This is a genomic window from Streptomyces sp. NPDC039462 (assembly GCF_055639375.1).
Genome location: NZ_JBVKAO010000009.1, coordinates 308,253 through 331,041 on the forward strand (window position 1 = coordinate 308,253; position 22,789 = coordinate 331,041).

Here is a 22,789-nt window from a genome sequence, read left to right on the forward strand (position 1 = left end):
AAAGAGACCGCATTTCAACCTTGTGCCGCACGATGACCACCGGGGAACGTTGCTCTCACGGGGGGTGGGGTGGGGCGGTGAGGGGCAGGGCGCGCGGCGGTGAGGGGCCGGGCTCACCCCCTGCTAGGCCGAGAGGGTCCGCACCCCGGCCGATGCGAGCTCGTCAGCGATCTCCCCGGCATGAGCCGTGCGCACCTCGATCGACTCGCCGGAGCGGAGGAGCAGGTCGAGCGTCGGATCGAGCCAGGTCACCGTGTTCGCGATGCACGCCACACCTGCCAGCTCCGCGAAGGGGAGGTCGAGCGTGTCCCCGTCCGCGCCACGAAGGTGCAGCACCCCCGCACCGATCCCCAGAGCCCCTGCACGCAGCGGCCCACAGTCCCAAGCAGCGGGCCCGACGGCCGCACCCTGTCCAGTCTGTCCAGTGGCCTCACCCAACCCGTAACGGATGGGGTGCACGACTGCTCCAGCGGGAAGCGAACCCGTCAGGGCGCTCGCGGCCCGGGCGACCCGGGTCCGCTCCCGGCGCCGCTTGAGCGCGACCATCGGAAAACCGATCACCAGCACGGCAAGGGCGACGAGTCCGACCAGCACCAGGCCGAGGACGTTCTTCGGACGGGCAACCGCGAAGACCACGGCGACGACGGTGACCGGGGCGAACAGAGCGATGTAGAGCAGCGCGGGACGAATTCCGGTCGGATGGGCTTCCACGGTCCCGGCCATCAGCCCGCGGTGCCGATGCCGTCGACGCTCCCGCCCGCGGATCACCTTCTCCCGCGAAGCCCAGCCATAACGGTCGGCATACTTCCTCACCGTCACCCAGGCGAAGGCTGCCGCCACCACGAGTCCCGGCAACATCACGAGGTCATCCGCCTCGGCCGCATTCGCCAGCACCACGACGACCAGGACGAAGGCCAGTGCCAGAAGCGCCGCCGCATTGAAGAAGCGGGCGTGCGGCGAGCCCTGCGAGCCGTAGCCGGCAGGGATCTCGGAGTCGTGCCCCCGGTCGACGGCCCCCCACTGCTGAAGCAGCCGCTTCCGCCGCACCCCGCGAACACGCAGGGACCGCAGAACCAGGAGTGCCGGAAGCGCCACCACCACGAACAGAAGGCCCGCCCCGACGACGGCGACGGCCACGTCGTTGCCACCGCTGTCCTCGCTCGTGGCCGCATCAGCGACAAGAACCGGGACCAGCAGAGCTACGAGGGTGACCGCCGCCGAACACAGGAAAAAGGCGAAACCACGCCCGCGAGAGAGATCCTCTCGCACCAGTGCGTTGAGCGCCTCCGACTGCGCTCGCAGCAAGCCGGCCCGGTCCGGCCAGGCCGAAGCCGGTCCGGGCTCATCGGGAAGTGGCGCCGCGCGAAACAACGAACCTCGTGAGGAGGATCTGGCGCTGGTGGTATTCGTCATGTCCGTTCCTCTGTCGTCCTACTGATTACTCGGAGTCCGGGGACGCTGTGGACACGAAGACCGAATTCCCGGCGATGACCGCCACCAGAGCGGCGAGCTCACGCACTTGGTCAGGGTCCAGGCAGGTCCCGATCACCAGAAGGCCTCTCCCGCCTTCAGGTGGACACGTCAGCGCACCTGCGAGTCCTGTACGCAGGTCCGGGGGAACCTCGGCGCTCCAGTCATCCGGGACGGGAACATGCGGCTGGGACAAGAACCCATAGCCGATTCCCATGTCCGTTGTAAATCGTTCGATGTAAGCCACTCGATCCTTGAAGTGCGAATCGAACACCCTCGTCAGCAACTCACCGAGGTCCACCTCTTCAGGAGTTTGCGGAATAGCAACAACTCCTGCTTGCACTTGCCAGACAGCCTGAGCTCCCGTGCTCGGTAGTGGCGCCGTGATCACCCCATACATGAGCACACCGTCAGCTTGATACCGCTCGTGGCACGCCATCAAACCGTCGATAAACTCTCCCTGCCGCTCCACCGGCGTGTTGGGGTACGTGCGGCGTACGATCTCAGCGCAACGGGTTCGAGTTGCTTCCCGGTCAGCCCCGTCGGCCATCAAGTCGAACCAGTCGGGAGGGACGAAAAGGTTGACTCGACCCGGCTCGATTCCTGCGGTTTCGGAGCTCATGGCACTCAACTCGACACCTCTGGCTTCTGCGTCAGCGCACCGAAATCCCACTTGAAGATCTTGCCGACCGTCTCGACACTGTCGCCCCCGCCTTCGGCTGTCAACGCGTGCCCTGCCCATGTCACGTGAAAGCTGGCCGCGCGCGAGATGAATTCGTCCTGTCCCATGACGTAGCCGGCGCTAGGGGTACTCTTGGCCAACTGGAAGATACCGTACGGAATTTCCTGGGCTGGGCCGATAAGTTGAGGGACTGTCCGCATCGGGGCTCCCGACAGTTGAGCTGCCGCGAGAACGCTGTCTCCCATCTTTGCCCCCAACTTGCCGACACCGAACCCTACGGCATCCATGATGACGTCCTTGGTCAGCAAGGCTTTACCGAAACTTCCCGTGGTACCGACAGCGGAGAGGTAGTGAGCTCCCAGCGCGAGACCCGCCAGCGGTAGAGAAGCGGCCGCCATGAACTGCAGCCCTGGGATGAGAGCCAAGAGCCCCGTGACTGCACTGAGCAGCCCAGCAATATCGCCAATGAGGTCCAGCAAAGGGGCAAACTCGCCCAGCAGCTCGATGAGTTGATCGTGAACCCAGGCGAGCGCATCTCCGACCTTGTCGAGTACGTCCCCGATGAAGTCACCCAGGCTTTCCCAGAAACCCGGTTCATTCGGCGCGACATCGATGGCGTCCTTCAAACGGCTGGCGGCGTTTCGCCCCTCCTCTTCATAATGAGATTGAAGAGTCCGGGCCCGCTTGCGCACCTCTTCAACTGGATCTCCCTCATCACCGGCACCGCTGGATGACCCCTTGCCTCCAGCACTGCCCCTCTCTTCACTCTTCTCCGCCTGGCCCTTTTTTTTGTCAGCAGCCTTCTTGACCTCTGCCGCTTCCCGTTCGAGGCCGCGAGCCGCCTTCTGCTTTTCCTTCATGTAGTCGGCCCAGCCCTGGATGACACCCTTTGCCCCATCGAACGAGTCGAAAGCCTCCTCGACCTTAGGGCGGAACTCGTCATCCAACAGCTCCCGGAAGGAGATGGCTGCCTTGCCTCGCCAATTACCGTCGTCAGCTCCGCGCAGGACCCTTTTGATCTCTCCCAGCGCGGTTGCAGCTCCTCGGAGCGATTCGGCGACCTTGTCCACTGCGGCGTGGTCGCCAGGACACGGAACGAACTCCAGTGTCGGGAAGTCGTCGACTGTAGGGGCGCTCACTTCTTCTTCGCCGCCTTCGAAAGCGCCGCAGCAAGATCCTCGTCCAGTTTTTCGAAGGTCTTCTCAATGTGAGACAGAGTCTTCGCTGCCCCCTTGGAGAACTTCCGCAACTGCCCGATCCCGTACTCCCACTCTTGACCGAAATCTTCCATACGACGCTCAAGATCCTTGGCTCCCATCGCTTTGGCGTCAATATCAGCCATGGCGCGAATCGGCTTGCCTAGAAGATCCTCGATGTTCCTCAAATTGCGTCGCACTCGACTCAGCATTTCACCGTCGATGTACAGATCACTCACGCGCTGCCCTCCCTCGTTGCGTCTGCTCCAGCCCAGAACCTCCCTCACCGACAACTGCGCTCGGGCAAGGAGTAGGAGCCAGAAACACCTGGCATCGATCACCGGTTGATGGACTGAACCTCTTCGACCTCGACCTGCTGGTCCGCGCCGAACTGTCCGTCGGGGAGGTCACCACCCTGGCCGGTCGTGCTGGTCCAGCTGATCTTCCAGGTAATGGTGGCCCGAAGGTTATACGCGCCGTCGCCGGAGGAGCGGAGGTATTTGACGCCGCAAGGCGGGTCTGTGTCCGCAGGGGTGCCCTTGGCGCGGGGTGCGCCGATCCTTCCGTCCTCGATGGGGCATTCGCCGGAAGCCGGGTACGTCTCGGCGTCCTCCGTCCCCGGGTCGATCGAGAGGGAGACCGGCTCGGCGGTCGTAGTCGCGGAGAGCCCCGACCCCGGGATGCTCGCGGTGACGGAGACCTTCTTGAACTTCGCCTTGTCCAGCCAGACCCAGGTCGGGAGATTGACCTTCGTCGTACCCTCGGGCGCCATCCTGACGGAGGTGCTGGGGACAGGGAGTTCGTCGTAGGCGTACTCGGCGAGGATCTTGGGTGAGACTGCGAGCGGCTCCTTGGGCGTGCTGCCCGTGGGCACCCAGAACGGGAGTCTCTTGCAGGAGTTGGCCTCGGGGTCGTCCTTGCGGTTCTTGTTGACGGTCGCGGCCCAGAACTGTCCCTTGCCCTGCTTGTCAAGGTTGTAGTTCTTGTACGGGTGGCCTTCTTTGAAGTACTGGTCGAACGCGCCGCCCAGCAAGTCACCGATACCGAGCAGCTTCATCTGCCTGATCGCCTTGACGGTGGCCTGGATCTGCTTGGGGGAATATGCAGGCTCGTACCAGCAGGCCGGTGGGTCCCAATTGCTGTCGGCCGGTGTCAGTGTGCCGGTCTTCGCGGTTTCCGGGGCGCCATTGACGGTCGTCTGAATCTTCGTCTCGACCTGCAGCGTCTGGTCTTTGGCGCCACCCTGGGCCTGCACAACCGGCGCTTCCGCCTCGTTGCCACCAGCGGCGTACGCGGTGCAGGGCACTGCGGCGACGGCTAGAGCGAGCAGGGGAACGCACCCATACGCCAGCATTCGACAGTTCACGGCATGCACCGCTTCGCCGCCGGCGTGGTCAGCACGGTCGTGGTCTGCCAGACGCCGTCTTCGTTCTTCTCCAGGCGCGTGTTGTAGAAGGTGTAGTCCTGCGCGGATGCCGGGATCGACCTGTCGACTGCGCCGGTCTTGCGATCCTTGGGGTACGTCTTCGTTGCGTCCATGCAGTACGTCACCGCAGCGGCGCCGTCCTTGAGGAATGTGACCTTGCGGTCGTAGTAGCGAGTGGTGCCGACGAAGCTCTTGTTCTTCTTGTGGAAACCCTGGACGTGGTTCGCCGCTGACAGCAGCGCATCGCCCGTCGAGTAGAACTTCAGCGCCGGGTGGTTCTTCGCATCACCCGTGACTGCCTCGGTCACCGAGCTGATCCGCTGCGCGTTGTCCGCCAGCACCGCGTCCTTCTTCACGTCGCCGGTCTTGCTCCCCTCGAAGACGTCCTTCACCCCCTTCGGCAGCTTGATCTCCGGCCGGTCGATCCCGTCAGCCGAAGGCGACGGCGAGGTCGGCTTCGGAGCATCGCTTTCGGCGCCCGCGATCTTGTCGCTGTCCTTGGAGTCGCCGCTGCCCCCGCCACAGGCGGAGAGCGAGAAGACTGCCACAGCAGTCATGGCAGCTGCTGTGAGCAGGGCGGGTCGGCGGTTCACTGTGAGCTCCTGGTGGGGAAGAGTTCTCTGGAGTGAACCAAGCTATCCATGAGAGAAAGTCGGGGTCACGTCGAGACCAGTCACACACTGCGCATACTCGGGTAAAGCAGTCGTGCGCGTCTGTCGTTGGCGTGAATCTTTCGCCAACCGCACCGAGTTGGTGACGGAGCGCCACGACAGGGCACCTCGCCTCACGGCTCGCCACATCCGCGAAAGCAACGCTGGCCTCAGCCCCTCAGGTCCCCCCGGGCCGCCACGGACGCCCTCACCCCAGATGCGTGTCCCCCAGCGACACCAGCAGCCGGCGCAGTGCGCCGTCGAGGGCGGTGCGGTCCTCCGGGGTCAGGGCGGCCAGCATGCGCTCCTCGTTCGCCACGTGGTCGACCACCGCGCGGTCGACCATGTCGCGGCCCGCCTCGGTCAGGCGGACGCGGATGGCGCGGCGGTCGTTGGGGTCCGGATGGCGTTCGATCAGGCCCTTGCGTTCCAGTTTGTCGAGGCGGTTGGTGATGGCGCCGGAGGTCACCATGGCGGTCTTGAGGAGGCCGCCCGCGGTCAGTTCGTGCGGGGCGCCGACGCGGCGCAGGGTGGCGAGGACGTCGAACTCCGCGAACTCCAGGCCGTACTCGACGAAGACCCGCTTCATGCCCTTGCTCAGCAGGTGGTCGGCCCGCTTGATGCGGCCCACCAGGGCCATCGCGTCCAGGTGCGCGAGGTCCAGGTCGGGGCGCTCGCGTCGCCATTGGGCACGTAGCTCGTCGATGGCGTCGTGGTCGGGCGTGTTCTGTGCGGGGGTGTCGTGGTCGGTCATGTCGTCGTCTCCGCTCGCGGCGTGCCGGGTGCCGGGCCTGCCCGGCGAAATCTCTCAACGTTCAGATACTTGACGTTCGCAGATCCCGGGTCCATATTTATCTCAACGTTGAGAATAATAGCGTTAAGCGTTGAGGGAACGGGGAGAGGAAGCGCGTCATGGACATCGGCAGCAGGAGCAGCACCGCGCAGCGCACCGCACAGAGGTCGGCACAGCGGGCGACCCCCGGGTCCGCCACCACCCCCCGCCCCTCCGCCAAAGCCGCCGCCGGCATCGCCGCACTCGCAGCCATCGGCCCGGCCACCTGGGGCACCACCTACGTAACGACCACCGAACTCCTGCCGCCGGACCGGCCGTTGCTCGCCGCCGCTCTGCGCGCACTGCCCGCCGGGCTCATCCTGCTCGCGCTCACCCGGCGCCTGCCGAGTGGTGACTGGTGGTGGAAGGCGGCGGTGCTCGGCATCCTGAACTTCGGAGCGTTCTTCCCGCTCCTCTTCTTCGGCGCGTACCGGCTGCCCGGCGGTGTCGCCTCGACGATCAGCGCCGTCATGCCGCTGCTGGTCGCCGGGTTCGGGATCGGTGTGCTGAAGGTGCGGCCCACCGGCCGTACGTTGGCCGCCGGGCTCGTCGGTGTCGCGGGCGTCGCGCTCCTCGTCCTGCGCGGTACCGCCGCGGTCGACCTCGCGGGCATCGCCGCCATGCTGACGGCCACCACGCTGATGGCGCTGGCCGTCGTGCTCAGCAAGCGGTGGGGCCGCCCGGCAGGCGTCTCGCTCCTCGCCCTCACGGGATGGCAGCTGACCGCGGGCGGTCTGGTCCTCGCGCCCATCGCGCTCAGCGTCGAGGGTCTGCCGGGCCACTTCACCGGCGCGAACCTCGCCGGGTATGCCTACCTCGGCATCATCGGCACGGCCCTCGCGTACGCCCTGTGGTTCCGCGGCATCGAGCGCCTGCCCGCCTCGTCGGTCTCGTTCCTCGGCCTGACCAACCCGGTCGTCGCCACCCTCGCCGGCCTGGTCTTCCTGGGGCAGACCCTGACCGCCTGGCAGCTGGGCGGCCTGGTCCTCGTCCTGGCGAGCGTGCTGCTCGGCCAGGCCCGCCGCCGCCCGTCACCCCGCTCCTGAACCGCCCACCCGCCCGCACACCTGTCCCGAGCCCAAGGAGCCGACCCCCATGCGCATCACCGTCTTCGGAGCAGCCGGAAACGCGGGCAGCCGCGTCGTCGCCGAGGCCCTCGCCCGCGGTCACGACGTCACCGCCGTCGTCCGGGACACCACCCGCTTCGCCGAACTGCACCCGGCCGCCGCCCACCGCACCGGCGATGCCGTGGACCCCGACCACGTCGCCGAGTTGAGCGCCGGCCAGGACCTCGTGGTCAACGCGACCAGACCCGCCCCCGGCCACGAACACGAGCACCCGGCCATCATCAAGGCCCTCCTGACAGGCCTCGCCCGCACCGACGGCGTACGCCTCATCGTCATCGGCGGCGCGGGCAGCCTGACGGTCCCCGGCACGCGGGGGGTCCTCGCCATCGACGATCCGAGGTACGTCCCCACGGCCTGGCGCCACATCGCCGAGGCGTCGAACGCCCAGTACGACGCCCTCCGCACCGCGCACACGGACGTCCCCTGGACCTACATCAGCCCCTCGGCCCTCTTCGAACCCGGCACCCGCACAGGTGAGTTCCGCCTCGCCGACGACGAGCTGCTGGTGGACGCGGAGGGCAACTCGTCCATCTCCATGGAGGACTTCGCGATCGCCCTCCTGAACGAGGCGGAACGCCCGAGCCGCCCCCGCACCCGCTTCACCGTCGGCTACTGAGCCGGTCGCCGGTCACTTGCCGGCGAACTTCCAGCTCACCTGGTCCCCGTCCTCCTTGGCCGACCAGCGCACCTCGATGGACTTCGAGCCCTTCGGGATCAGGTACGTCTCGCAGAGGACGTGGGTCTCGCCCTTCTTCCAGCCTTCGAGGTCCAGCTCGTCCTCGCAGCCCGGCGCGTCCTCGGCGGCGCCGATGAGGAGGCCGCCGCGGGTGCCGTCCGCGTAGATCTCCGTGGTGTCCTGGACGTCGGGGGTGTCCGTGAGCGGGGCGCCGCCCTTGTGCGTGATCTTCATGTGGGCGGTCGCCGTGACCAGGCCCTTGGCCCGCTTCGGGTCCGAGACCAGCTTCTTGGTCTCGGCCTCCGTGCCGACGTCGACCTTCTCGGCGGTGACGTCGTACGTCACGAAGGCCTTGTCCTCCTTCACCTTGCCCGAGGTGCTCTTGCCGGCCGCCAGCACCGACTCCTCCTTGGGCTTGTTCTGCGACGTGGAGGCACCGGCCTTCGGCTTGTCCTCCGACTTCTTGTCGTCGCCGCCACCGCAGGCGGTCAGCGCGAGGGCGAGCACGGCGACGGGCGCGGCGGCGCGCAGCGCCGTCTTCCTGTAAAGCAAAGCAATCTCCTGGCAGAAGTGGGGGGCCCGCCGCACGGCGGTCGTCCGGCGTGAGCAGCGGGAAGAGCCGTCAGCTTAGGAGTCGGCTACAGGGTGCGTCGAGATCGTTACGGTCCTTCACCGCCCAACTATTGGCAGTTGCAATGCTGTACGCGCGCGCATCTCGGATCTCTTCGCGGACAGCGCCTTTTAGTGCGGCAGTTGTTCACGGGTGCGAATCCCGGGGGCCGCGAGACCCCTGCGGCCAGGGAGCCGCACACGTCGAACGCCCGCATTTACGGCGGCATTTCAAACCATTGCGGGCGCCCCGTTGCACGTAACAGTCGCGCAACGCCTTGATCCGTTCGACGGTCGGTGCCGCGTCGGTTCCGTCTCCTCAGGATGAGTTCGTCCGCATGACGAGTGCGTCCGCCGCGGGCACCCAGCCGTCCGCCGGCTTCTCCAGCCAGCCCTCCTCGGCCGCGAGCGCCGCGGCCGCCGTCCGCAGTGCGGTGACCCCCGGGTGCGTCAGGCCCTTTCGCCACACCAGCGACACGGGGGACAGCGGGACGGGGTCGACGAGCGGCCGCAGCTCGGCGCCCGGCATGGCCGGAAAGTCGACGACGGCGAGGACCGGACACCGGCTCTTCGCCATCACCCGCTCGAACTCCTCGGCGCCGACGGCGAGCGGCGCCGGTGGCGCGATCCCGATGCCGCGCCCCGCGAAGAGCAGCCGCGCGAGGCCGGTCCACTCCAGCGTCTTCGGGTTGCCCGCCCCCGCGTACACGGTCTCCCCCGCGAGCGCGTCCAGCGGCACCGCGTCGAGCTCCGCCAGCGGGTGCCCGGTCGGCAGCAGCACCGCCATCGGCTCGTACCGCACGGGCTGCTGGTCGAGCCCGGCCCGCAGCGCCGGGTCGAGTCCGGCGAACCGCCCGAAGGAGACGTCGAGCCGTCCGGCGGCGATCTCGGCGGCCGAGCCGGTGAGGCCGCTCTCGAAACGGGCCATCAGCTCGCAGTCGGGGGCGAGTTCGCGGGCCCGCTCCAGGATGCGTCCGAAGACCAGACCGGGACTGTTCAGGTCGACGAGCAGGGGCCGGGCCGCACCCGTGACAGCGGCGACCAGGTCGTCCTGGGCCTCCAGGACACGTCGCGCGTACGGCAGCAGCCGCTCGCCGTCGGCGGTCAGCGAGACCTGCCGCGTCGTGCGCGCGAAGAGCTCGGCCCCCAACTCCCGCTCTAGTCGGCGCACATCACGGCTCAGCGCCTGCTGCGCGACATAGAGGCGGTTGGCCGCCCGGGTGAAGTGCAGTTCCTCCGCGACGGCGACGAAGGCGCGCAGCAGCCTGGGGTCCACATCTCTGCGTACGACTGAATCCTCGTCCCTGCGTACGACTGTTTCCTCGGTCACCGCAGGAACCTACAACGGAGGTGCGTGAATCGGCACCCCACAGGTGTTGGACCCCGCCCGGCACCCCCGGCGAGGGTGACCACATGCCCCACAACCCCTACGCCCGTCTCTTCGCGATACCCGGCGCCACCGCCTTCACCATCGGCAACCTCATCGCCCGCCTCCCCATGGGCATGTTCAGCGTGAGCGCCGTCATCATGATCTCCGGAGCCCGCGGTTCGTACGCCCTGGCCGGCGCCGTCACCGCGACCGGCCTCGCGGCGACCGCCCTCGTGGCGCCCTGGACGGCGCGGCTGGTCGACCGCCACGGCCAGGCGCGCGTCGCCGTGCCCGCCACCGCCGTCGCCGCGCTCGGCTCGCTCTCACTGCTGCTGTGCGTACGCTACGGAGCGCCCGACTGGACCCTCTTCGCGTCGTACGCCGCCACGGCGACCACGCCCAACACGGGCGGCATGTCCCGGGCCCGCTGGGCGCACCTCCTCAAGGGCGACGCGCAGGCCGTGCACACCGCCAACTCCTTCGAGCAGGCCGCCGACGAGCTCTGCTTCATGCTCGGCCCGGTCCTCGCCGCCTTCCTGTGCGGCGCGCTCTTCCCCCAGGCGGGCACGCTCATCGGCGTGGTCCTGCTGCTGACCGGCGTGCTCGTCTTCGCCGCCCAGCGGGCGACGGAACCCCCGCCGCAGGGGCGTACGGACTCATCCGCCGGGACGACATCGCTGCTCCGCGCGCGCGGGATGCCCGCTCTGCTCGCCGGCTTCCTCGCCACCGGCGCCGTCTTCGGCTCCCTCGAAGTCGTCACGATCGCCTACGCGGACACGCAGGGCCACAAGGCCGCCGCGGGAGTGGTCCTCGCCCTCCAGGCCGCGGGGTCCTGCGCGGCGGGCCTCGTCTACGGAGCCGTGAAACCGCGCGGCTCGCTGGGCCGCCGCCACCTGCTGTGCGCCGCCGCGATGGCGGCCCTGATGACGCTGCCCCTGCTCGCGGTGGTGGCCACCGGCTCGCTGATCGCCCTCTCCGGAGCGCTGCTCGTCGCCGGGATGGCGACGGCGCCCGCGATGGTCACCGCCATGACGCTCGTCCAGCGCCGCACCCCCGAGGGCCGGTTGAACGAGGGCATGACCCTCGCCGTGACCGGCCTCCTCGGAGGCATCGCCTGCGGCGCCGCGGGCGGCGGCTTGGCGGTGGAGCACCTGGGTACCGCCGCGGGCTACGGAGTGCCGGTCACCGCCGCCTGCTGCGCCCTGCTCCTCAGCAGCGCACAGGCCTGCGCCACGAGCACTCCAGCTCGCCGCCGTCCCGCTCGGCCGCACGCGTCGAGCGCGGCTTGACCAGGACGGCCCTGTCCTCGGTCGAGGAGGCGAGGGTCACCATGATCGCGTCCTCGACGGGCTTCACCGAGGAGGCCAGGTGGTTGTTGAGGATGACGCTGAAGACCAGCTCGCGTCCGTCCTTGTCCTTGACGTAGCCGGAGAGGGCGGACGCTGCCGTCAGCGTTCCCGTCTTGGCGTGGACGTTGAGGGCCGCCGGAGTGCCGCACATCCGCGAGCGCAGGGTGCCGCCGACGGACTTGCCGGGGCCGCAGGCCACCGGAAGGGACGCGTGCCAGTCGGCGAACCACGGTTCGGCCTTCACCGAACGCAGCAGCTTGATGTACTGCTCCGCGGCGGCGTTGTCCTTGCGTGAGAGTCCGGAGCCGTCGACCTGGCGCAGCTTGCCCGGGTCGACACCGGCGGTCTTCAGATAGCCGTTGATCGCCGCGATGCCGTCGCCCCAACTCCCGGGCCGGCCGGTCGCCTTGTGGCCCATGGCCTTGGTGAGGCTCTCCGCGTGCATGTTGTTGGAGAGCTTCATGAAGGGGACCATGAGGTCCTTGAGCGGCATGGAGTCGTGCGAGGCGAGCTGCCGGGCGCCCCTCGGCGTGGCGATCCCGGTCCGGGTCGGTCCGCTCACCCGCACACCGTGCGCGGCGAGCGCGTCGCGGAAGACGGCGGCCGCGTACCCGGCGGGCTCCCAGACGGTGACCCACTCCTTGGTGGTGTCCCCGCCGACCGGGACGGTGCCGCTGACGGTGATGGTGTTCTTGCCGTGCTGCCGCTCCACCGCGACGGTGTCGGCGCCGCCCTCCGCGACGGTCGTCGCGCGCAGATCGATGTCTACGTAGTCGGTCTTCGGCGTCACGCCGACGCGCGGCTTGTCCCCGGCCCGCGCCCCGGGCGCCACCTCGACGATGACCGTCCCGGTGTCGTAGTCCGTGTCGGGCGCGACGCTCAGGGCGCTGATCTGCGCGGCGTAGTACGCGGACTCGTCGTCGCCGCTCCACCCGTCGCCGATGCGCTTGTCGTCGAAGCGGGTGTCGTCGGCGACCAGCCGTCCCGAGACCCGCCGGATCCCCGAGTCGGCGATCTTCGCGGCGAGCCGGTCGTAGTCCTCGGCGAGCGTCGTCGGGTCACCTGTGCCGCGCAGGTACAGGTCGCCTTGGAGCACGGAGCCGCGCCGTGGTGCGGTGGAGCGGACGTCGGTGGTGAACCGGTGGGCGGGGCCGAGGAGTTCCATGGCCGCGGCCGAGGTGAGCAGCTTGGTGTTGGAGGCGGGCATCAGGCGCCCGCTGGAGCGGTGCTGGTACAGGACGTCGCCGGACGCGGAGTCGGCGACGACGACGCTGGCCACACCGCCCTCCATGCGCGGGTCGGCCAGGATGGTGTCGATGGCCTCGGGGAGCCCCGACCGGTCGGAGTCCGCCCCGGCCGGTGAGCCGACGGCGAGCCCGGCCGCTGCGACGGCGAGCACGGCGGGCCAGATCCAGTGGCGCATACGGATGGTGACGCGTCTCACGGGTCTACTCATGACCCCGGAGCATGACAGCCCCTGGGGCACGACAGAAGCCCCCTGGCCGGAGGGCCAGAGGGCTTCAGTCTCACATGGGAATTGTGGAGATGGCGGGAATCGAACCCGCGTCCAACGGTGCAGAATCAGGGCTTCTCCGTGTGCAGTTCGCTGCGATTTTCTCGGCCCCGGCGATCACGCGAACAAGTCGCCGACGGGCCCAGTCACTGTTTGATTTCCTCCTAGGTCCCGTGACCGGGCCTAGAAGTTTAGTTCCCTAGCTGATGCCAGGATCCGGGTCGGGAACGGCCCCGGGCTGACACTTCGCAAGTCGCTACTTAGGCAGCGAGGGCGAAGGAATCGCGCTTGGTATCGGCGATTATTTTTTGCGACATATGGTTTACGAGATCATTGCCGCTTCCTCGACACGCTTCCCCTGCTTCGACATCCGCTGTCGAAACCGATCATCCCCATGTTGATTTTTCAATCTGGGCCTTTCGGCCCGGCGCCCCTGCTGTGCGGGGCACGGCCCATCGTACGTGACCAACGCACGACGATGCCAGCGTATTCCCGGCGGCCCGCCGATCCGGGCCCCTGGGGCTAGCCGATCCCCTGGCGCCGCCGCACCGCCGAGATCGCGCGGTTGGTCTCACGCGTGTCCTGCTTCTCGCGGAGCGTCTGCCGCTTGTCGTACTCCTTCTTGCCCTTGGCCAGGGCGATCTCGACCTTGACCCGGCTGTCCTTGAAGTACAGGGAGAGGGGCACGATCGTGTGGCCCGTCTCGTTCGCCTTGGACTCCAGCTTGTCGATCTCGGCCCGGTGCAGCAGGAGCTTCCGCTTCCGCGTGGCGGAGTGGTTGGTCCAGGTGCCCTGCACGTACTCCGGGACGTGGATGTTGTGCAGCCACGCCTCGCCGTGATCGATGTGGACGAAGCCGTCCACCAGGGAGGCCCGGCCCATGCGCAGTGACTTGACCTCGGTGCCCATCAGCACCAGGCCGCACTCGTAGGTGTCCAGGATGTGGTAGTCGTGCCGCGCCTTCTTGTTCTGCGCGACCATCTTGCGGGCAGGGGCCTTCTCAGCGGCCTTCGCGGCCTTGCGCTTTACCTTTTCCTTCGCCATAGTCCGGCCATTTTCGCACTACGAGGGGGGTCCGAGGCCAGTCAATACCGTCTCGGCCCGCTCCTCGGCCCGCTCGTCGGCCTCCAGGTCCGGGGTGATACCCCGGCCGTCGACGGCCCGCCCCGAAGGAGTGCGGTAGTGGCCGACGGTCAGCTCGGCGACGGAGCCGTCGGGCAGCCGGCTCGGCATCTGGACCGCGCCCTTGCCGAAGGTCCTCGACCCCACCACGACCGCGCGGCCGCGGTCCTGGAGGGCACCTGTGAGGAGCTCGGCCGCGCTCATCGTGCCGCCGTCGACGAGCGCGACCACGGGCCTTTCCGTGTCGCCGCCCCGCTCGGCGTGGAGCGCCTTCTCCTCACCCCGTACGTCATACGTCGCGACGAGGCCGCCGTCGACCAGCGCGGACGCGGCGGTGACCGCCTCCGACACGAGGCCTCCGGAGTTCCCCCGCAGGTCGAGCACGATCCCCGCGCCCTCGGGGGCCTCCCGCACGGCGGTCCGCACGGCCTCTCCGGAGTCCTTGGTGAACGCCGCGACCTTGATCAGGACGGCGCCGCCGGTCAGCCGGCTGACCGTGACGGGGTCCGTGGAGACGTGGGCCCTGCGCACGGTCTCGCGCCACGCGCGCGTGCCGCGCTCCACACCGAGGGTCACCGGGGTGCCCGCGCGGTCGCCGCGCAGCAGGGCGAGGACCTCCGTGACGGGCCGGCCCGTGACGCGCTTGCCGTCGACGGTGCGCAGCCGGTCGCCCTCGCGGAGCCCGGCCCGGTCCGCGGGCCCGCCCCGCTGGACCCGGGAGACCTCGATGCGCCCGGCGGCCCCGCGCCGGGCCCACAGCCCGACGCCCGTGTACCCGCCGCCGAGGGCCTTCTCGAACTCCTGGTACTCCCCCGGCGAGTACACCGACCCCCAGCGGTCCCCGCTGCGGCTGACGGCCTCCTCGGCGGCCTTCTTGCCGGACTTGCCGTCGGCCATGGCCTCCGCGGCGGCGTCGGCGGCTTCCTCCGCGGTGTCGTCGGGACGCTCCGAGGAGCCGAGCACGTCCGAACGTGACGAAGGAGGAGGGGGATTTCGGCCGTCGTCCGCGGCGTCGCTCCAGGAGCCGGTGGCGGCGCCCGTGACGAGGACGCTCGCGAAGACCAATGTCAGGGTCGCCCCGCGGCGGATGCGGCGGGGCCGGGACAACCGGTCGGCGAACCGGACGAGGCCTGACATGCCGGTGAGTCTAGGACAACGAAGGGCGCCGTACGGTTGGTTGAACCGTACGACGCCCTGCCGCACCGGCGGCTCTTGTCACACCTTCAGGTACTTGCGCAACGCGAAGAACGCGGCAAGCGCGGGCATCAGAAGGCCGATTGCGAGCACCAGCGGCAGCTTGGCGAGGACCGCGTCCCAGCCGATGAAGTTGATCAGGTTGATCTTCTCGGACAGCTCCAGACCGTGGTCGATCATGAAGTACCGCCCGACCAACAGCATTCCGCAGGCGACGGCTCCGCCGATGAGGCCGGCGACGGCGGCCTCCATGATGAACGGCATCTGGATGTAGAAGCTGGAGGCGCCGACGAGCCGCATGATGCCGGTCTCGCGTCTGCGGCTGAACGCCGAGACGCGCACGGTGTTGACGATCAGCATCAGCGCGACGACGAGCATCAGCGCCATCACCGCCACGGCCGCCCAGTTCATGCCGTTCAACAGCCCGAAGAGGTTGTCGAGATAGCCCTTCTGGTCCTGCACGGACTGCACGCCGTCACGCCCGGAGAAGGCGGTCGCGACCACCTGGTACTTCTCCGGGTCCTTCAGCTTGATGCGGTACGACTCCTGCATCTGGTCCGGCGTCAGGGAGCTGGACAGCGGCGAGTCGCCGAACTGCTCCTTGTAGTGCTTGTACGCCTCGTCCGCCGACTCGTACGTGACCTTGTCCACGACGGTCATCTTCTTCAGATCGCGGAGGATCAGGTCCTTCTGCTCGTTCGTGACGGCGCCCTTGGCGCACTTGGGGTCCTGCTCGGCGTCGGCCTTGTTGCAGAGGAAGATCGAGACGTTGACCTTGTCGTACCAGTAGCCCTTCATCGTGCTCACCTGGTCACGCATGAGCAGCGAACCGCCGAAGAGGGCGAGCGAAAGCGCTACGGAGACGATGACCGCGAAGGTCATCGTGAGATTCCGGCGGAGACCGACGCCGATCTCCGACAGGACGAACTGGGCGCGCATGGCGGCCTTTCAGTGGATCAGGTGGAACAGACAGCGGTCGGGCGAGACGGTGTCAGTGCTGGTAGCCGTAGACGCCGCGCGACTGGTCGCGCACGAGACGGCCCTTCTCCAGCTCGATGACCCGCTTGCGCATCTGGTCCACGATCTGCTGGTCGTGGGTGGCCATCACGACGGTCGTGCCGGTCCGGTTGATCCGGTCGAGCAGCTTCATGATGCCGACGGACGTCTGCGGGTCGAGGTTGCCGGTCGGCTCGTCCGCGATGAGGAGCTTGGGCCGGTTGACGAACGCGCGCGCGATCGCGACGCGTTGCTGCTCACCGCCGGAGAGCTCGCCCGGCATCCGGTCCTCCTTGCCGCCGAGGCCCACGAGATCGAGGACCTGGGGCACGGACTTGCGGATCTCGCCGCGGGACTTGCCGATGACCTCCTGCGCGAAGGCGACGTTCTCACCGACGGTCTTGTTGGGCAGGAGGCGGAAGTCCTGGAACACGGTGCCCAGCTGGCGCCGCATGTGCGGCACCTTCCAGTTGGACAGGCGCGCGAGGTCCTTGCCGAGGACGTGCACCTGGCCGTGGCTGGTGCGCTCCTCGCGCAGGACGAGCCGCAGGAAAGTGGACTTTCCGGAGCCGGAGGATCCCACCAGGAAGACGAACTCGCCCTTCTCGATCTCGAGGGAGACGTCCCTGAGCGCTGGGCGGGTCTGCTTCGGATAGGCCTTGGAGACGTTGTCGAATCGGATCACGGATGCACCACGGGTTGCCGGGGGTAGGTGAGCGTGACCATACGCGAAGCAGGTACGCGCGCGCAGTCGGCGTCCTGAGTTGCGCGGATTGTCACGGAAGTACGGGGCGGAAACCGTGGCGAAGGGGTGGGCCGCGCCGAAATCCGCGGAAGCTGGCACAGTGGTAGGGGGAACGATTGAGTTCCCCGTAGCGTTGGGCAGGCTGAGACTGTGCGGGAGGAGAAGCGCATGACCCTGGATCGGTTGGTATGCGCGAACTGCGCAGCGCCCGTGAATGAAGGCCGCTGCCCCGTGTGCCGGGCCAATCGCGAGCGTCTGCAGCAGGAAGGGCCCTTCGCCGGGCTCAATCCCGCGGCACTGATAGCGCTGCTCGTCGTGTTGATCGCGGCGGTCGTGCTGCTGGCGCAGCAGACCGCGTAGCGCGCCGGCCCCTGCGGGGGCGCCCACGGGGCACACAGTGAACACAAAGAGTCACGAGGCGTCCCGAAGCTGACATCGGCGGCGACACAGAAGGGCCCGGAGCTCCGTGGAGCTCCGGGCCCTTCTTCATTCGTACGGATCAGGCAGCTGCGCCGCGGTTGCCGACGAGGCGCGGCAGGATGCGGAAGCCGATGCCGCCGGCGATCATCGTCGCGGCGCCGATCAGCAGGAACGTGGTCTCGGCGGCGCCGGTCTCGGCGAGCTCGCCCTTGTCGGCCGCCGGCTGGGCGTTGTTGCCGCCCTGCTCGACGGGCCGGGAGCCCGTGTCGGTCAGGCTGTCCTTGCCCTTGCCCTGCTCGACGGGGACGGAGCCGCCGCCGTCGGGGCCGGCGTCGTTGCCGTTGTCGCCGCCACCGCCGCCGTTGCCGTGGCCGTTGTTGCCGCCGTTGCCGTTCCCCTCACCCGGGTCGGTGGGGTCGGTGGTGGGGTCCTCGGTCGGGATCTCCGGGTCCGTGGGCTCCTCGGTCGGGATCTCCGGGTCCGTCGGCTCCTCGGTCGGCTCCGTGGGCTCCTCGGTGGGCTCCGGCGGGTCGGAGGGCTCGGGGTCACCCGGGTCCGGGTCGCCCGGGGCCGGGTCGGCGGGGTCCAGGTCCACATCCACGCCGACGCCGCTCTCGTCGGCGTGGGCACCGGCGCCCACACCGCCGAGCTCGACACCGACGTCGAGGGCCGAGGCGGCACCCGCGGCGGTCAGCGAGGCACCGGCGGCGATCACCGCGCCGGCAGCTATTCGCGCGACACGGATCCGCGTCTTCTTCGTCATCTGGTTGCTACCCCCAGTAGCTGAATCGTCAGTGAGGCAGCGTCCGGGGCTGCGTTCGCCGGGGGCGTTCGATCGGCCATCACGATCAGCCTTCAGCCCCCACGGATCCCACGCGCCCCAGAAATACGCACGCCGCGCGCTAGCCTTTCCACTTTTCACAGCAGCGTCAAGGTCGTTGCGGGCGCGATGTCCGAAATTAGGGGAGTTGCCCGGCGTACGGACATCTGACTGTGACGCAAAAGGCAACTGCCGCCTCTGGGGCAGCAGTTGCCTTGTCGATAAAGCCGTTTCCGGCGGCTTTTACTTCTCCTGCTGCTTGCGCCAGCGAATTCCGGCTTCCAGGAAACCGTCGATCTCGCCGTTGAAAACGGACTCGGGGTTGCCGACCTCGAACTCCGTCCGCAGGTCCTTCACCATCTGGTAGGGGTGCAGGACGTACGAACGCATCTGGTTGCCCCAGGAGTTGCCGCCGTCACCCTTGAGGGCGTTCATCTTCGCCTGCTCCTCCTGGCGGCGGCGCTCGAGGAGCTTCGCCTGGAGGACGTTCATCGCGGTCGCCTTGTTCTGGATCTGCGAGCGCTCGTTCTGGCAGGAGACGACGATGCCGGTCGGCAGGTGGGTCAGCCGGACCGCGGAGTCGGTGGTGTTGACGCCCTGGCCGCCGGGGCCCGAGGAGCGGTACACGTCGATGCGCAGCTCGCTCTCGTCGATCTCGATGTGGTCGGTCTGCTCGACCACCGGGAGGATCTCGACGCCGGCGAAGGAGGTCTGGCGGCGGCCCTGGTTGTCGAAGGGCGAGATGCGCACGAGGCGGTGGGTGCCCTGCTCCACGGAGAGCGTGCCGTAGGCGTACGGGACGTTGACGGCGAAGGTGGTCGACTTGATGCCGGCCTCTTCCGCGTACGACGTCTCGTAGAGCTCCGTCTTGTAGCCGTGGCGCTCGGCCCAGCGGAGGTACATGCGCTGGAGCTTCTCGGCGAAGTCGGAGGCGTCGACGCCGCCGGCCTCGGCGCGGATGGTGACGAGCGCCTCGCGGGCGTCGTACTCACCGGAGAGGAGGGTCCTGACCTCCAGCTCGTCCAGCGCCTTCTTGACGGCCGTGAGCTCGGTCTCGGCCTCCGCGCGGGTGTCCGAGTCGTCCTCCTCCTCAGCCATCTCGAACAGCACGCCGAGGTCGTCGATGCGCCCACGGAGCGCCTCGGCCTTCCTCACCTCCGCCTGGAGGTGGCTCAGCTTGCTGGTGATCTTCTGCGCCGCATCCGGGTCGTCCCACAGGGACGGCGCGGCCGCCTGCTCCTCGAGCACGGCGATATCGGCCCTCATGCTGTCGAGGTCCAGGACGGCCTCGATCGACTCCATGGTCGAGGAGAGGGACTTGAGCTCTTCGGAAACATCGACGACTGCCACGACTCCAGCGTAACGGCTGCGGCAAGTGCCCCGGTCCGGGGCAGGGCTCTGTGTCCTACGGCACCGTGCGGTGCGGGTGAGCGGATGGGTGGGTGGGAGACATCCGGGCCCGGGGCCTCTACGGGGCCGGAGGCGCTGAGTTTCCGCTGTCCGTGGGGGGTGTGTCGGCGGCGTCGCTGTGGGTGGCCGCCCAGGTGCCGATGCCCGCTGCGGCGACCAGGACCGCTCCCGCCACGCCCAGGGTGATCCTGCGGCGGCGGGCCGAGGAGCGGTGCTTGGCGGAGCCGGGGCGGGCCGCGCCTGCCGCACGGGGGGCGCGGGCCGTGCCGCGGGCGCCGCCGGCGAGCTCGTCCGGGCCCGGGACCCGCATGGACGTGTGGGTGTCGCGGTTGGAGTCGGCGGAGGCCGAGCCGGGGACGAGGGGGACGGCACCCCGCCGGGGCGCGGCCTCGCGGGGCTCGGGGGCGGTGGAGGAGCCGGAGGCGGAGTTCTCGTACGCCTCCTCGGTCCCGTCGGACTCCGTGTCCGGCTCGTCGACGTCCAGCGGCGGCATCCCCGCGACCAGCGGAAGCAGCTCCCGCAGGCGCGTGGCCAGCTCGGAGGCGCGCAGCCGGGACGCGGGCGCCTTGGCCAGGCACTGGACGAGGAGCTGCCAGAGCTCCTCGGGGATGCCGGGGAGGGGGACCACCGTCTCGGTGACGTGGCGGCGCAGGATCGCGCCGGGGTGGCCGCCGCCGAAGGGGGTGAAGCCGGCGAGGAGTTCGTAGAGGACGGTGGCGAGGGCGTAGATGTCGACGGCCGCGCGTGGGGGCAGGCCCTCGACGATCTCGGGGGCGAGGTAGTCCGGCGTGCCGATGATCTTCGTCGCGCGGGTCCGGCGCGGGGAGTCGATCAGCTTGGCGACGCCGAAGTCCGTGAGGAGGGCGGGGTGCGCGCCGCCGGGGCCGAGGGGGCCCTGCATGTCCAAGAGGACGTTCTCGGGCTTGACGTCGCGGTGGACGATGCCCGCTGCGTGCGCGGCGGCGAGGCCGTCGGCGACGTCCGCGACGATGGCGACGGCGGCCTCGGGGGCCATGCGCCGCTCACGCTCCAGGCGGGTGCGCAGGTCCGTGCCGCGGACGAGGTCCATGACCAGGGCGAGGTCGTTGCCGTCGACGACCAGGTCGTGGACGCCCACCACGCGCGCGTGGTCGAGGCTGAGCAGCGCCGTGCGCTCCTGGACGAAGCGGCCGACGAGCTCCTGGTCGGACGCCAGGTCCTCGCGCAGCAGCTTGATGGCGACGGGGCCCTCGGGTCCCTCGCCGAGCCACACCGTGCCGGCGCTGCCACGGCCCAGGATCTGGTGGGCGGTGTACCGGCTGCCGATCTTGCGCGTCAAGACTGCTCCTACGGATGCGTGTTGGCGACAAAACTACGCGGCCTTGCCGCCAACCTTCACTCCGGGAGCGGATTTCACTCTGCAGATGTCGACAAATCCACAGAACCGTCTGGGTGCGGCCTAGTTGCCGCCGACCTTGCCGAGCCAGCCGCTGACCGTGTTGTACCAATCCGTCAGCTGTTCCCAGTAGCCCTTCGTCGTGCCGATCCAGTCCTGGAGGGGGCTGAACTCCCAGACCAGCCAGCTCGCCACGAAGAGGATGACGATCGTGAACAGGCAGCCCTTGAGGCAGCCGAGGCCCGGGATCTTCATCGGGTTGGCGCTGCGCTGCCTCGGCTGACGCGGTTCGCGCGGCTCCCGCGCGGGACGCGGGGCGGGCTGCTGGGGCGGCGGCGCCTGCGGGGGCGCGTACTGCTGCGGCTGGTGCTGGGGCTGGTGCTGCTGCGGCGCGGGCGCGTACTGCTGCTGGCGCTGCTGTCGTTGCTGGCGCTGGCCCCGCGGCTGCTGCGGCGCGTACTGCTGGGGGTGCTGCTGCGGCGGCTGCTGCTGGGGCCGGGCGACCTGGCGCTGGGGGCGGCGGCGCAGCGGGTCCTGCTCGGGGTCCAGGTAGGCCTGGTACTGGGTCTGTTCGTTGCGGTCGCGGGCCGCGGCCATCTGGCTCTGCCAGGGGTGCGGGTCGTTCGGGTCCGCTCCCGGGCCGTTCGGCGGGACGGGCGGCATGACCGCGGTCGGGTCGGCGTTGCCGCCGCGCGGCAGCACGGACGTCGGGTCGGCGTCCGAGGAGCCGGGGGTGTGGCCGCCGGTGCTCTGCATGACGCTGGTCGCGGCGTTCGGGTCGTACGAGCCCGCGTTGCTCGGCAGGACCTGCGTGGGGTCGGCCGCGCCCGGGGTCCCCGGGACGGGGGCCGGCGCCGGGTCCGGCATGAGGAGCGCGCCCACGCCCTCCGCGGCGGCGATCTGCGCCGGGGTGGAGTGCACGCCGACGCCCTCGGCGACGGCACGCAGGCCGCGGGCGAGGTTCTCGGCGCTGGGGCGGCGGTCCGGGTTCTTGTCGAGGCAGCGCTCGATGACCGTCCACAGCGGGTCGGGGACGGTCGAGGGGCGGCGCGGCTCGGCGCTGAGGTGCTGGTGCAGGACTTCGAGGGCGGAGCCGCCGGAGAACGGCGGGCGGCCGGTGACGAGCTCGTACAGCAGGATGCCCGCGCCGTAGATGTCCACGGCGCTGGTCTGCGGGCGGCCCTCGGCGGACTCCGGCGCCACGTACGCGGGCGTGCCGACGAACTCGTGGGTGCGGGTCAGGCCGGGCGAGTCCGCGAGGCGGGCGATGCCGAAGTCGGTGAGCATCGGGTGCATCCCTGCGTCGTCCTGCTTGAGGAGGACGTTCGCGGGCTTCAGGTCGCGGTGCACCACGCCGTCGGCGTGGCTCGCGGCGAGCGCGTCGGCGATCTGGGCGGTCAGCAGGGCCGCCGCGACCGGCGTGAACGGGCCGTTCTCGCGGAGGTAGCGGTGCAGGTCGGGGCCGTCCACGAGGTCCATGACCAGGGCGAGGAGGTCGCCCTCGACGACCAGGTCACGCGTGCGGACGATGTTCTCGTGCGTGAGCCTGAGCAGGACGGACCGCTCCCTGAGGAAGCGCATCACGACGTCCGCGTCGTTGGCGAGCTCTTCCTTGAGGACCTTGATCGCGACGGTCTCGCCGGGCTGGCCGGGAACGGCCGCCTCGGCGCCCGCGGTCTCCCGCTGGCGGGCTCGCCAGACGGTGCCCGTGGCGCCGCGCCCGAGCGGCTCCTCGAGCAGGTACTTGCTGCCTACCGGCCGCACGTCATGCGCTCCCTGCTGGTCTGGCTGGTCCCGCCCGGACGCTG

The 22,789-nt window shown here is 69.3% G+C and carries 22 protein-coding genes and 1 other RNA gene; 4 read left to right on the top strand and 19 right to left on the bottom strand.

All coding sequences use genetic code 11. The features are described from left to right. Nucleotides 1-123: 123 nt before the first annotated feature. The 7 genes from ACZ7LU_RS36785 to ACZ7LU_RS36815 all read right to left on the bottom strand — a co-directional run bounded on the left by ACZ7LU_RS36785 (nt 124) and on the right by ACZ7LU_RS36815 (nt 6,178). Nucleotides 124-1,413 (bottom strand): hypothetical protein, encoded by a 1,290-nt coding sequence (locus tag ACZ7LU_RS36785; protein WP_471919227.1) that lies wholly within the window; start codon nt 1,411-1,413, stop codon nt 124-126. Nucleotides 1,414-1,438: 25 nt separating this feature from the next. Next, nucleotides 1,439-2,092, bottom strand: a complete 654-nt coding sequence (locus tag ACZ7LU_RS36790; RefSeq protein WP_471919228.1) for a hypothetical protein — start codon at nt 2,090-2,092, stop codon at nt 1,439-1,441. Between the two features lie 5 nt (nt 2,093-2,097). Continuing rightward, a complete protein-coding gene (locus tag ACZ7LU_RS36795) occupies nt 2,098-3,291 on the bottom strand; it encodes a putative T7SS-secreted protein (protein ID WP_471919229.1) in 1,194 nt (397 codons plus the stop codon). Then, nucleotides 3,288-3,587: a hypothetical protein gene (locus tag ACZ7LU_RS36800; RefSeq protein ID WP_471919230.1), complete on the bottom strand. Its 300-nt coding sequence runs from the start codon at nt 3,585-3,587 to the stop codon at nt 3,288-3,290. Before ACZ7LU_RS36800 ends, ACZ7LU_RS36795 begins: the two co-directional genes overlap by 4 nt. Nucleotides 3,588-3,685: 98 nt before the next feature. Further along, nucleotides 3,686-4,603: a hypothetical protein gene (locus ACZ7LU_RS36805; RefSeq protein ID WP_471919231.1), complete on the bottom strand. Its 918-nt coding sequence runs from the start codon at nt 4,601-4,603 to the stop codon at nt 3,686-3,688. A 107-nt stretch (nt 4,604-4,710) separates the two neighbouring features. Further along, a complete protein-coding gene (locus ACZ7LU_RS36810; RefSeq protein WP_471919232.1) occupies nt 4,711-5,367 on the bottom strand; it encodes a hypothetical protein in 657 nt (218 codons plus the stop codon). A 265-nt stretch (nt 5,368-5,632) separates the two neighbouring features. Further along, complete coding sequence (locus ACZ7LU_RS36815) at nt 5,633-6,178, bottom strand: MarR family winged helix-turn-helix transcriptional regulator (protein ID WP_398298329.1); 546 nt, start codon at nt 6,176-6,178, stop codon at nt 5,633-5,635. A 158-nt stretch (nt 6,179-6,336) separates the two neighbouring features. On the opposite strand from ACZ7LU_RS36815, the gene ACZ7LU_RS36820 reads away from it, so the two are divergent. Beyond that, a complete protein-coding gene (locus ACZ7LU_RS36820; protein WP_471919233.1) occupies nt 6,337-7,302 on the top strand; it encodes an EamA family transporter in 966 nt (321 codons plus the stop codon). A gap of 49 nt (nt 7,303-7,351) precedes the next feature. Next, entirely contained in the window at nt 7,352-7,999 is a 648-nt protein-coding gene (locus ACZ7LU_RS36825; RefSeq protein WP_471919234.1) for an NAD(P)-dependent oxidoreductase, read from the top strand. 12 nt (nt 8,000-8,011) lie between these two features. Here the strand turns inward: ACZ7LU_RS36825 and ACZ7LU_RS36830 are convergent, their stop codons facing one another. Together ACZ7LU_RS36830 and ACZ7LU_RS36835 are read right to left on the bottom strand one after the other, a co-directional pair. Next, on the bottom strand, nt 8,012-8,611 hold the full coding sequence (locus tag ACZ7LU_RS36830; RefSeq protein ID WP_468560127.1) for a hypothetical protein: 600 nt from the start codon (nt 8,609-8,611) through the stop codon (nt 8,012-8,014). 376 nt (nt 8,612-8,987) lie between these two features. After that, the gene (locus ACZ7LU_RS36835; RefSeq protein ID WP_471919235.1) at nt 8,988-9,998 is read right to left on the bottom strand and encodes a LysR family transcriptional regulator; all 1,011 of its coding nucleotides are present in this window, start codon (nt 9,996-9,998) and stop codon (nt 8,988-8,990) included. Between the two features lie 83 nt (nt 9,999-10,081). Here ACZ7LU_RS36835 and ACZ7LU_RS36840 point away from each other — a divergent pair, with 83 nt between their 5' ends. After that, nucleotides 10,082-11,326, top strand: coding sequence for an MFS transporter (locus ACZ7LU_RS36840; protein ID WP_471919236.1), 1,245 nt, complete (start codon nt 10,082-10,084; stop codon nt 11,324-11,326). Here ACZ7LU_RS36840 and dacB read toward each other — a convergent pair. The 6 genes from dacB to ftsE form a co-directional block, all read right to left on the bottom strand. Continuing rightward, nucleotides 11,247-12,842: a D-alanyl-D-alanine carboxypeptidase/D-alanyl-D-alanine endopeptidase gene (gene dacB, locus ACZ7LU_RS36845; protein ID WP_471919237.1), complete on the bottom strand. Its 1,596-nt coding sequence runs from the start codon at nt 12,840-12,842 to the stop codon at nt 11,247-11,249. The genes ACZ7LU_RS36840 and dacB overlap by 80 nt on opposite strands. An 81-nt stretch (nt 12,843-12,923) precedes the next feature. Continuing rightward, nucleotides 12,924-13,293, bottom strand: a transfer-messenger RNA (tmRNA) gene (ssrA, locus tag ACZ7LU_RS36850). A gap of 128 nt (nt 13,294-13,421) precedes the next feature. After that, nucleotides 13,422-13,943, bottom strand: a complete 522-nt coding sequence (gene smpB, locus ACZ7LU_RS36855) for an SsrA-binding protein SmpB (RefSeq protein WP_468082644.1) — start codon at nt 13,941-13,943, stop codon at nt 13,422-13,424. An 18-nt stretch (nt 13,944-13,961) separates the two neighbouring features. Then, on the bottom strand, nt 13,962-15,158 hold the full coding sequence (locus ACZ7LU_RS36860) for a S41 family peptidase (RefSeq protein WP_471919238.1): 1,197 nt from the start codon (nt 15,156-15,158) through the stop codon (nt 13,962-13,964). 78 nt (nt 15,159-15,236) lie between these two features. Further along, nucleotides 15,237-16,154 (bottom strand): permease-like cell division protein FtsX, encoded by a 918-nt coding sequence (gene ftsX / locus ACZ7LU_RS36865; RefSeq protein ID WP_398298346.1) that lies wholly within the window; start codon nt 16,152-16,154, stop codon nt 15,237-15,239. A 52-nt stretch (nt 16,155-16,206) separates the two neighbouring features. Then, on the bottom strand, nt 16,207-16,896 hold the full coding sequence (ftsE, locus tag ACZ7LU_RS36870) for a cell division ATP-binding protein FtsE (protein ID WP_055569411.1): 690 nt from the start codon (nt 16,894-16,896) through the stop codon (nt 16,207-16,209). Nucleotides 16,897-17,124: 228 nt separating this feature from the next. Here ftsE and ACZ7LU_RS36875 point away from each other — a divergent pair, with 228 nt between their 5' ends. Beyond that, the gene (locus ACZ7LU_RS36875; RefSeq protein WP_362987089.1) at nt 17,125-17,316 is read left to right on the top strand and encodes a hypothetical protein; all 192 of its coding nucleotides are present in this window, start codon (nt 17,125-17,127) and stop codon (nt 17,314-17,316) included. Between the two features lie 139 nt (nt 17,317-17,455). Here the strand turns inward: ACZ7LU_RS36875 and ACZ7LU_RS36880 are convergent, their stop codons facing one another. The 4 genes from ACZ7LU_RS36880 to ACZ7LU_RS36895 all read right to left on the bottom strand — a co-directional run bounded on the left by ACZ7LU_RS36880 (nt 17,456) and on the right by ACZ7LU_RS36895 (nt 22,745). After that, nucleotides 17,456-18,139, bottom strand: coding sequence for an LPXTG cell wall anchor domain-containing protein (locus ACZ7LU_RS36880; protein ID WP_398298349.1), 684 nt, complete (start codon nt 18,137-18,139; stop codon nt 17,456-17,458). A 300-nt stretch (nt 18,140-18,439) separates the two neighbouring features. Next, complete coding sequence (prfB, locus tag ACZ7LU_RS36885) at nt 18,440-19,546, bottom strand: peptide chain release factor 2 (protein WP_398298351.1); 1,107 nt, start codon at nt 19,544-19,546, stop codon at nt 18,440-18,442. Nucleotides 19,547-19,664: 118 nt separating this feature from the next. Continuing rightward, a complete protein-coding gene (locus ACZ7LU_RS36890) occupies nt 19,665-20,924 on the bottom strand; it encodes a serine/threonine-protein kinase (RefSeq protein WP_471919239.1) in 1,260 nt (419 codons plus the stop codon). A gap of 120 nt (nt 20,925-21,044) precedes the next feature. Beyond that, entirely contained in the window at nt 21,045-22,745 is a 1,701-nt protein-coding gene (locus ACZ7LU_RS36895) for a serine/threonine-protein kinase (protein WP_468717118.1), read from the bottom strand. Nucleotides 22,746-22,789: the final 44 nt, after the last annotated feature.

What these genes read in the sequence shown, in the direction of transcription:
- ACZ7LU_RS36815 (WP_398298329.1), bottom strand. Translation starts at nt 6,178, where the DNA reads ATGACCGACCACGACACCCCCGCACAGAACACGCCCGACCACGACGCC.
- ACZ7LU_RS36820 (WP_471919233.1), top strand. Translation starts at nt 6,337, where the DNA reads ATGGACATCGGCAGCAGGAGCAGCACCGCGCAGCGCACCGCACAGAGG.
- ACZ7LU_RS36785 (WP_471919227.1), bottom strand. Translation starts at nt 1,413, where the DNA reads ATGACGAATACCACCAGCGCCAGATCCTCCTCACGAGGTTCGTTGTTT.
- ACZ7LU_RS36880 (WP_398298349.1), bottom strand. Translation starts at nt 18,139, where the DNA reads ATGACGAAGAAGACGCGGATCCGTGTCGCGCGAATAGCTGCCGGCGCG.
- ACZ7LU_RS36790 (WP_471919228.1), bottom strand. Translation starts at nt 2,092, where the DNA reads ATGAGCTCCGAAACCGCAGGAATCGAGCCGGGTCGAGTCAACCTTTTC.
- ACZ7LU_RS36860 (WP_471919238.1), bottom strand. Translation starts at nt 15,158, where the DNA reads ATGTCAGGCCTCGTCCGGTTCGCCGACCGGTTGTCCCGGCCCCGCCGC.
- smpB (WP_468082644.1), bottom strand. Translation starts at nt 13,943, where the DNA reads ATGGCGAAGGAAAAGGTAAAGCGCAAGGCCGCGAAGGCCGCTGAGAAG.
- dacB (WP_471919237.1), bottom strand. Translation starts at nt 12,842, where the DNA reads ATGAGTAGACCCGTGAGACGCGTCACCATCCGTATGCGCCACTGGATC.
- ACZ7LU_RS36875 (WP_362987089.1), top strand. Translation starts at nt 17,125, where the DNA reads ATGACCCTGGATCGGTTGGTATGCGCGAACTGCGCAGCGCCCGTGAAT.
- ACZ7LU_RS36825 (WP_471919234.1), top strand. Translation starts at nt 7,352, where the DNA reads ATGCGCATCACCGTCTTCGGAGCAGCCGGAAACGCGGGCAGCCGCGTC.
- ACZ7LU_RS36840 (WP_471919236.1), top strand. Translation starts at nt 10,082, where the DNA reads ATGCCCCACAACCCCTACGCCCGTCTCTTCGCGATACCCGGCGCCACC.
- ftsX (WP_398298346.1), bottom strand. Translation starts at nt 16,154, where the DNA reads ATGCGCGCCCAGTTCGTCCTGTCGGAGATCGGCGTCGGTCTCCGCCGG.